Genomic DNA, 8745 nt, shown 5'->3' on the forward strand with positions numbered 1-8745 from the left:
ATGGCACAAGCAATTGTAAATGACAATAAAAAGCAAAATACATTATTACGAAAGTTGTTAAAAAATAAATTAGCAACAATCGGTTTGATAATTGTAGCACTAATGACGATTGTAGCCATTTTTGCTCCGCTTATCGCGACCCACCCACCAAATGAAATGACTGTTGGTAAATCATTTTTGCCAATGAATACAGATGGACATTTACTTGGTACAGATAACTATGGTCGAGATTTGTTTAGTCGTTTAGTGTATGGTACCCGCATTTCAATGATTGTTGGTGTTGCAGCTGTACTCTTTGGGGCAGTATTCGGCACTTTACTTGGATTAGTTGCAGGCTATTTTGGTGGACGTTTAGACTCTATCATTATGCGTACAATGGATGGTCTGTTTGCTTTTCCATTCATTTTATTAGCTATTACATTAATGACAGTGCTAGGTCAAGGATTAGTAAATGTTATCGTAGCCATTGGTATTGCCAATATACCGGGGTTTGCACGATTGGTCCGCGGTCAAGTATTAAGCGTAAAAGAGGAGGAGTTTATTGAAGTAACTCATTCTTTAGGTGCTACACATACACGTATTATTTTCAGTCATATTTTACCCAACTGTCTTGCGCCGTTAATTGTCTACGGCACAATGAGTACGGCTGGGGCCATTATTTCTGAGGCAGCGCTTAGCTTTTTAGGATTAGGTATACAACCGCCTACTGCTTCATGGGGTAGTATTCTGAAGGATGGTAAGGATTTTCTAGTGTTGAATCCTCAAATGGCAACATTCTCAGGGATATGTATTTTACTAACAGTGCTTGGCATTAATCTATTAGGCGATGGATTACGTGACGCACTAGATCCAAAAATGAAAGTTTGATAGGGAAGGAGGTGGCATCATGACTGAACGTTTACTAGATGTTGAAAATTTAACAGTTGAATTTAAAAGTGGCGGCTCTACGATGAAAGCTGTAAACGGCGTAAATTTACAATTAAATAAAAAAGAAACACTTGGAATTGTAGGGGAATCAGGATCAGGTAAAAGTGTTACAGCTACAGCATTAATGCGTTTAATCCCATCTCCGCCAGGAAAAATTACAAATGGAAAAATTCATTTTAATGGTCGTGAATTACTAGGGATTTCAGAAAAGGAAATGCGCAATGTGCGAGGCAATGAAATGTCGATGATTTTTCAGGATCCCATTACAAGCTTGAATCCAGTTCTTACAGTGGGCAATCAAATTATCGAGGTTATTCGTGCCCATGAAAGCTTATCAAAAAAAGAAGCCAATGAAAAAGCTGTTGATATGTTAAAAATGGTAGGGATTCCAGAGCCTGAAAAACGCCTAAAAATGTATCCTCATGAATTTTCAGGTGGTATGAGACAACGGGTTATGATTGCCATTGCACTAGCATGCAATCCTAAGTTGCTAATTGCTGATGAGCCAACAACGGCACTAGATGTAACCGTGCAGGCACAGATTCTCGATTTGATGAAAAAGCTACAGCAGGAGCATGATACAGCTATTATTATGATTACGCATGATTTAGGTGTTGTATGGGAACTTTGTGACAAGGTAAATGTGATGTATGCAGGACGTACAGTAGAATCCACTACAACAAGGCAACTATATGAGCAATCGCTACACCCCTATACATGGGGATTACTAGAATCACAAATTACGATGGGCACACAGGAGCAAAACAGACTACCAGCGATTCCAGGAAGTCCTCCTGATTTAACGATGCCCCACAGTGGCTGTCATTTTTCTTCTCGTTGTCCAATGGCAACAGATATCTGCCATAGTAAAGCACCAGAATTAGTAGAAGTACGAGAAAACCATTTTGTGGCTTGCCATCTGCAATCGAAAGAGCAAATTGTAGAACGTAAGGAGGGAATTTTTAATGCAGCAGAATAGAGAGCTAGTACTGAAAGTAAGCAATTTGAAAAAGCATTTCCCTATTAAAAGTTCTATTCCTTTTAAAAAGACAACTCAATTTGTAAAAGCGGTGGATGGTGTAAGCTTTGAATTATATAAAGGTGAGACATTAGGCATTGTTGGAGAATCTGGCTGTGGTAAATCAACGGTAGCACGACTTATTAATCAATTAATTACCCCAACAGAAGGAATAGTAGAGTTTAATGGAACAAATTTAGCAAATTTAAATACAAAGGATATTCGTTCAGCTCGTAAATCCATACAAATGGTATTTCAGAATCCGTATGCTTCATTGGATCCTAGAAAAACAATTGAATATTTAATTGCTGAGCCACTTGCCATTCACCGTATTGGTGATGATGCCTCACGCAAAAAACGTGTGATTGATTTGCTAGAAACAGTTGGTTTAAGTGCTTATCATGCTAAGAGACATCCACATGAATTTTCAGGTGGACAAAGGCAGCGCATTAATATTGCTCGTGCACTTGCATTAAATCCAGATATTGTCGTTTGTGATGAGCCAGTTTCAGCATTGGATGTATCTGTACAAGCACAGGTTATTAATTTATTGAAAGATTTACAGAAGGAATTTGGGCTAACCTATATTTTCATTTCACATGATTTAAATGTTGTTAATTATATGTGTGATCGGATTGCCGTTATGTACTTAGGGAAAATAGTAGAGATTGGCACATATGAAGAGATATATGGAAATCCTCAACATCCATATACACAGGCTTTATTATCAGCTATTCCAAAGGATAATCCCTTTGATAACAAGGAGCGCATTATTTTATCTGGAGACGTTCCAAGTCCAGTTAATCCACCAAGCGGCTGTGCATTTCATAAACGTTGCCGATTTGCGACAGAAAAATGTTCACAATTTCAGCCTACTCTAGATACAGTTACTGCAACACATCAGGTCTCTTGTCATTTATATAATGCCAATTAGTAAGAGATAGCAAAGATTAAATTAGCTTGGTTATAACTAAGTAAATACAACATGAAAAAAAGCCTCATTAGACATTCTTTTATTAGCAGCTTGGGTAAACGTCTATCTAACGATTTCACGAAGCTCTATCAATTGTTGTGAGGTAATAAAAAGGAGCGCAAAAATATGTCATTGAAACATGTTATTGAATTATACGAATTAATGGATAGTATCTATGTAAATGGGGAGGTTGTTAAAGATTACTTACACAATATTGACCCTTCTGCAGATGTTACTGTAAAAACGATTAAGGGTGACAATGGCTCCACTGATTTTGTAAGAGTTTTGGTTAAGGGGAAAAACGGTAAATCATCAGGTGGGAACGCCCCAACATTAGGTATTATTGGACGTTTAGGAGGAATTGGAGCACGCCCAGAAATGACAGGCTTCGTTTCTGATGGTGATGGTGCACTAGCCTGTATGGCAAGTGCAGCAAAAACAATTGATATGGCATTAAAGGGCGATCAGCTAGAGGGGGACGTTATTTTTACAACACATATTTGTCCAACAGCCCCAACTTTACCACACGAGCCAGTACCGTTTATGAACTCGCCAGTAGATATTAGTGTTATGAATGAAAATGAAGTTGATGAAACGATGGATGCTATATTATCGATTGATACAACAAAAGGGAACCAAATATGTAACCATAAGGGGTTTGCCATCACCCCAACTGTTAAAGAAGGCTATATTTTAAAGGTTAGTGATGACTTACTGCATGTGTATACTCAATCTGCAGGAATTTCTCCTGTTGTCATGCCAATTACTACGCAAGATATTACACCATATGGAAATGGTTTATTCCATATTAATAGTATTTTACAACCAGCTGTTGCCACGACAAGCCCAGTTGTAGGCGTTGCCATTACAACAGAAGCTGTGGTAGCTGGCTGTGCAACAGGTGCCACACATGTAACAGATGTAGAAAATGTTGTTCGATTTGTCTTAGAAGTAGCTAAGGTTTATGGTGCTAAAAAATGCTCATTCTTTGATGAAAAGCAATTTGCTCTTATCGAAATTTTATATGGAAGCATGAATCATTTACAAACAAAAGGAAATGAGGTACCTGCTCATGAACAATGATTTACACGCACTCAAGTTACAACTAATTGAAGAAGTTGAAAACAATAAAGATGAGTTGATTGAATTATGTTCAAAACTAATTCAAATTCCGAGCGTTAATCCTCCTGGAGATACAACGGAAATAACAACTTTTATAGAAGATTATTTAAATGACATAAATATACCATATGAAAAATATGAATCTGCGGATAAAATGTTTAATTTAGTAGCCTCTATTGGAAATGCAGAAGGTAAAGAACTAGTCTATTGCGGTCATACAGATGTTGTTCCTGTTGGTGATCTGGCTAAGTGGGATTTTGATCCATTTTCAGGAGAAGTAAAGGACGGATGGATGCTTGGTCGTGGAGCCAGTGATATGAAAGCAGGATTGGCAGGAATTATTTTTGCAACTAAAATGCTGAAGAAATTGAAAATCGAACTACCAGGAAAACTGACTTTAGCAATTGTGCCCGATGAAGAGACAGGCGGGGAGTATGGAGTCCCATGGCTATTAGAACGGAATCTAGTAAAGGGTGATGGCTGTTTAATTGCAGAGCCTTCATCCCCATTAAATCCTACGATTGGCCAAAAAGGTTCGTATTGGTTTGAATTAGAGGTTCGCGGGGAACCGGGTCATGGAAGCCTGTCGCCATTAGCAGGAAGAAATGCTATTGTAGATGCGATTGCTGCAATAAATGAGATACGTACTTTATGGGATTTAGAGATTACTATTCCAGAGGAAGTACAGTCCCTAATTGAAGTATCTAAGAAATACATGCGAGAAGTGGAAAAAGATCGTTTGAAATATCAAGAAGTATTAGAGAAAATTACCGTAAATATTGGTACAATTGAGGGAGGTACGAAATCCAACGTTATTCCAGATTATTGTAAAGTGCAAATAGATTGCCGCTTACCATTTGGCGTTACACAAGAAGAAGTCACTAATATATTGAAAAGTAAATTAGATGCATTAAATATTGATTATTCAATAAAACGTTTTGGATTTAAAAGTGTGGCTAACTATACACCAGCTGAAAACCCTGTATGCCAAGCAATAGTAGATAATATCTCATTTGTTACTGGTGAAGAGGCGTATGGTGTGATGCAATGGGCAAGTAGTGATGCTCGTCATTTCAGACAATATAATATTCCAGTACTACAATATGGTCCAGCTTATTTGCCAAGCATCCATGGTTATAATGAGAAAGTGCGTGTAGAGGATATCGTACGTTGTGCAAAAGTGTATATTACGGCTGTCATAGATTTTTTACATCAAAAGTAAGAAGGAGCAACCTCTCTTACTTTTGTAAATAGGAAACTTTAATCGGTGGGGGATGACGTACAGGACAGATCATTTCTAGCCTAAGCTTCATCCTCCACTGATTAAAGTTAAATCGATCTTGTACAAACGGTTGCCATACATATCTCGATAATTCCCCCTTATTGAAGTAACCGTATAGGTAATCTTTTGTACAAGATAAAGTAAAGTTCTAATCAGTGAGGGTTTTCCTCAACCCTACGGATGAAACTTTACGAGTCAGGCTTATCGGGCAGCTAATTCCTCACCTAACTTTATCTTCATTCAGCAAATGTATTATCAAATGTATTTTGTATCGAAAGCATAGCGGCAGATGTTTTATGCGCGTAAGTTGAGCGGCAGCGGCAGATGTTTTATGCACGTAAGCTTAGCGACAGCGGCAGATACAGATGACTCCCACCAGAGATGAATGCAATTTTGGTTCCTTTTCAGTGGGTGTCCAAACACCTACTGAATGAAGATAATGCCTCTGGCGGATGTCACGGATTTTCAAAGGAATGAATTGTGCTCGCACAATTCAAAATCCGGACGCAATTACGCCAAGGCGAAATTGATAGGGCTGCCCGTTACTGCCAGATAAAAAGATCAAAAGGATGAGAGAGATGCTAAAAACTTTAAATTTATCTATTGCTGTGTTAAAGATGTTTACAAAGGAAAAGCCCATATGGGGTGGACGTGAGCTAGCAATGGCAATGGATATGAATCATACGAATTTATATCGTATTCTTGAAACATTTGAGAATAATGGATTTATTACGAAAGATCCTATTACTAAGAAATATTCACTTGGCATTGCCTTATGGGAAATTGGAATGAATATGTATGATTCTTTAAACATTGATCAGCTTTGCATGCCGATTCTTGAAAAATTAAAGGATTCAACAGGTGAAACTGCTATTTTTACAGTTTTAAATGGGCTAGAGGCGTTAACATTACTGAAGGCAGAGCCTGTTAATAAGGTGAAATTTACAGTATCTAGAGGAAGTAGAACACCACTGTATGTAGGGGCCTCCTACCGTTCAATGCTTGCTTTCCTCAATGATGAGCAAATTTCGAAAGTTATTGACGAGCCATTAATCTCCTACACAAACAATACTATGACAGATGCAGGCGAAATTCGAGATGAGCTCGTTAAGATAAGAGAATGTGGCTATGCTGTCAGTAAAGGTGAATATACTGCAGATGTACTGGCGCTTGCAATGCCTGTATTTAATAGTGAAGAAGAGGTGGTAGGTTCAGTGACTGTATCAGGCCCTACTTACCGTTTTACAGAGCAACGTATTTCCGAAGTTTTGGAACCGCTAACACAAGCGAGACAAGACGTTGAAAATATTATACGTAGGTATCATTTGAATTTTAATTAAGGAGAAAAAATACATGCAACATTTACAGGAGATTGCACTGAATATCTTAAAAAATAATTTAAATGTTCAATCCTCAGAAACACTGATGATTCTAACGGATATTCACAAACAAGAGATCGCTGAAATTTTCCATCAGGCAGGTTTAACCATAACAGAAAACACAATGTTAGTTGTGATGCCATTATTGAAGAAATCCGGGCAGGAACCAGTGAACGCTATATCATCACTGATGTCTCATGTAGATGTTACTTTATGCATTACCTCCCATTCTCTAACGCATACAATGGCTCGTAAAAAGGCGTGTGAAAATGGTGGACGAGTTGCTACGATGCCAGGTGTTACATTCACAATGCTTGAGCAAGGAGCACTTCATGCTGATGCAAATGAAATAGAAATAATTGTAGAAAGCTATGTCAATCTACTCAACACTGCAAAAGATGTTCAAATTGTAAAAGATGGATATAAGCTGACGTTTAGCGTAGAAAATCGTTCAGGTATTCGTTCAACAGGTATTGTACGTAATTCCGGAGAATATGGTAATATTCCTTCAGGTGAATCCTACATTGCTCCGATTGAAACTTCGGCAAATGGTGAAATTTTAGTCGATGGCTCTATTGCCAATATTGGTGTGTTGAAAGAACCATTATTGCTAAAGCTTCGTAATGGTCGCCTAGAGGATGCGATTGGCTCAGATGGCCCCAAATTACTTGAATTATTAGGAGATGGCAACGGTCGTATAATTGCGGAGTTTGGAATTGGTGCAAACAAAAGTGCTATATTATGCGGGAATGTCCTTGAGGATGAAAAAGTATTTGGCACCATTCATATTGCATTTGGCAGTAATGTCCCATTTGGTGGAGCAAATGCAGCAGATGTCCACATTGATTGTGTTGTCAAAAATCCAACCGTCTATTTCGATGGTAAACAAGTTATTTAGTAATGATACTGTCGTTTTCACCCAAGTCTAAAAGCGTATTCAAATTAAATTCGAATGCGCTTTTTTTGACCTATAGCTAAACATTGAGTTTATATTAACCTTCTGATAATAAATAATATAATTTAATTTCTCCATCATTTTTCACCATTAACACATCATTTCGTTCTTTCACAGTAAAAATTTCAGTACCCTTAGATAATTTGTTTGCTGTTCCATTTTTAAATTCTGCTGCTTTCGAAGAGTTAGTTTCAATTATTCCAATCTTCGAATTTTCAGTTAATTGAAGTTCGTTAACCCATTCAATATTTGTTTGATAAATGGCATTATTCCATTGAAAGATATCCGCATTACTATTTAAAGACAATACTTCCTGTGCATCAGGATTTTTACTTACAGAAACGTTAATTTCTTTATTTTTATCAGTACAGCCGATTAATACGAATAAGGAAAAAATAAGTAGATAAATGATTTTTATTTTTTTCACTAATGTCCCCCTCCCTCTATAAATGTTGATATATCAACGGTCTGACCCGTTTTTAAAGTGATGAAAATATTTTTTCACCGCATAGTACATATAGTCTTTTCTAGTTCTTCAATTCATTGTCATTTGGTGAGTACGCTTCGCTAAAGTTAATTGAAAAAAATTAACTTTTAATTCCACTATATGAAGCACTAATGGATCTCTGCGATGCTTATGACAACTCACCCTCCCATGTCTCTTGGCGTCTAGCGCATACATTCCTTCGTTCGGTCTATTCATAAGGCAGAGGCTGGCGATGCTCCTTAAGGGACTCGTAGTCTTATGGTGAAAATAATGCCGGCTTCTCCGTGTCATCCTTCTGTTAGAGGTCGAGTTCTGATTGCTTAGGCTGCCTCTCCGAGACAATAAAGGTCTTTCATCATTTGGCTCACATCAAAATGTACTTTCTTCTTGCACAAGGTGTGTAAAATCTTCAGTAACTTTCCACAGAGCACGACAATCGATTGTTTCTTTCGAAGTGGATTGATGGTGCGTGTAGTGTAATAATCATGTAATTGCTTAAAGGCCTCATTATGACGAATTAACGGTATCATGACACGGAATAAAAGAGCTCGAAGTTTTCTTCTACCACGCTTAGAAATCCGTTTTTTTCCTTTATGCTGTCC

9 protein-coding genes are annotated in these 8745 nt (G+C 37.6%); 7 read left to right on the plus strand and 2 right to left on the minus strand.

Going from position 1 to position 8745, the window contains the following annotated elements; translation table 11 throughout:
* The 7 genes from AC1RNS_RS24980 (at position 1) to AC1RNS_RS25010 (ending at position 7599) form a co-directional block, all read left to right on the plus strand.
* Positions 1-867 carry an ABC transporter permease gene (locus AC1RNS_RS24980; protein WP_492996536.1) on the plus strand — a complete coding sequence of 289 codons (867 nt, stop codon included), beginning with the start codon at positions 1-3 and terminating at the stop codon, positions 865-867.
* A gap of 19 nt (positions 868-886) precedes the next feature.
* The gene (locus AC1RNS_RS24985; RefSeq protein WP_492996537.1) at positions 887-1906 is read left to right on the plus strand and encodes an ABC transporter ATP-binding protein; all 1020 of its coding nucleotides are present in this window, start codon (positions 887-889) and stop codon (positions 1904-1906) included.
* Positions 1893-2879: an ABC transporter ATP-binding protein gene (locus AC1RNS_RS24990; RefSeq protein ID WP_492996538.1), complete on the plus strand. Its 987-nt coding sequence runs from the start codon at positions 1893-1895 to the stop codon at positions 2877-2879. The genes AC1RNS_RS24985 and AC1RNS_RS24990 overlap by 14 nt, the downstream gene beginning before the upstream one ends.
* 165 nt (positions 2880-3044) lie before the next feature.
* Positions 3045-4001, plus strand: a complete 957-nt coding sequence (locus AC1RNS_RS24995; protein ID WP_492996539.1) for a DUF1177 domain-containing protein — start codon at positions 3045-3047, stop codon at positions 3999-4001.
* Positions 3991-5262, plus strand: a complete 1272-nt coding sequence (locus AC1RNS_RS25000; protein ID WP_492996540.1) for a M20 family metallopeptidase — start codon at positions 3991-3993, stop codon at positions 5260-5262. Before AC1RNS_RS24995 ends, AC1RNS_RS25000 begins: the two co-directional genes overlap by 11 nt.
* 638 nt (positions 5263-5900) lie before the next feature.
* The gene (locus tag AC1RNS_RS25005) at positions 5901-6662 is read left to right on the plus strand and encodes an IclR family transcriptional regulator (RefSeq protein WP_492996541.1); all 762 of its coding nucleotides are present in this window, start codon (positions 5901-5903) and stop codon (positions 6660-6662) included.
* Positions 6663-6675: 13 nt separating this feature from the next.
* Positions 6676-7599, plus strand: coding sequence for an aminopeptidase (locus tag AC1RNS_RS25010; RefSeq protein ID WP_492996542.1), 924 nt, complete (start codon positions 6676-6678; stop codon positions 7597-7599).
* A gap of 94 nt (positions 7600-7693) precedes the next feature.
* On the opposite strand, the gene AC1RNS_RS25015 is transcribed toward AC1RNS_RS25010, so the two are convergent.
* Together AC1RNS_RS25015 and AC1RNS_RS25020 are read right to left on the minus strand one after the other, a co-directional pair.
* The gene (locus tag AC1RNS_RS25015) at positions 7694-8083 is read right to left on the minus strand and encodes a hypothetical protein (RefSeq protein ID WP_492996543.1); all 390 of its coding nucleotides are present in this window, start codon (positions 8081-8083) and stop codon (positions 7694-7696) included.
* Between the two features lie 380 nt (positions 8084-8463).
* A partial coding sequence (locus tag AC1RNS_RS25020; protein WP_492996544.1) for a transposase occupies positions 8464-8745 on the minus strand: 282 nt, incomplete at its 5' end.

The sequence above is a fragment of the Lysinibacillus sp. GW821-FHT14F06 genome (assembly GCF_058803665.1).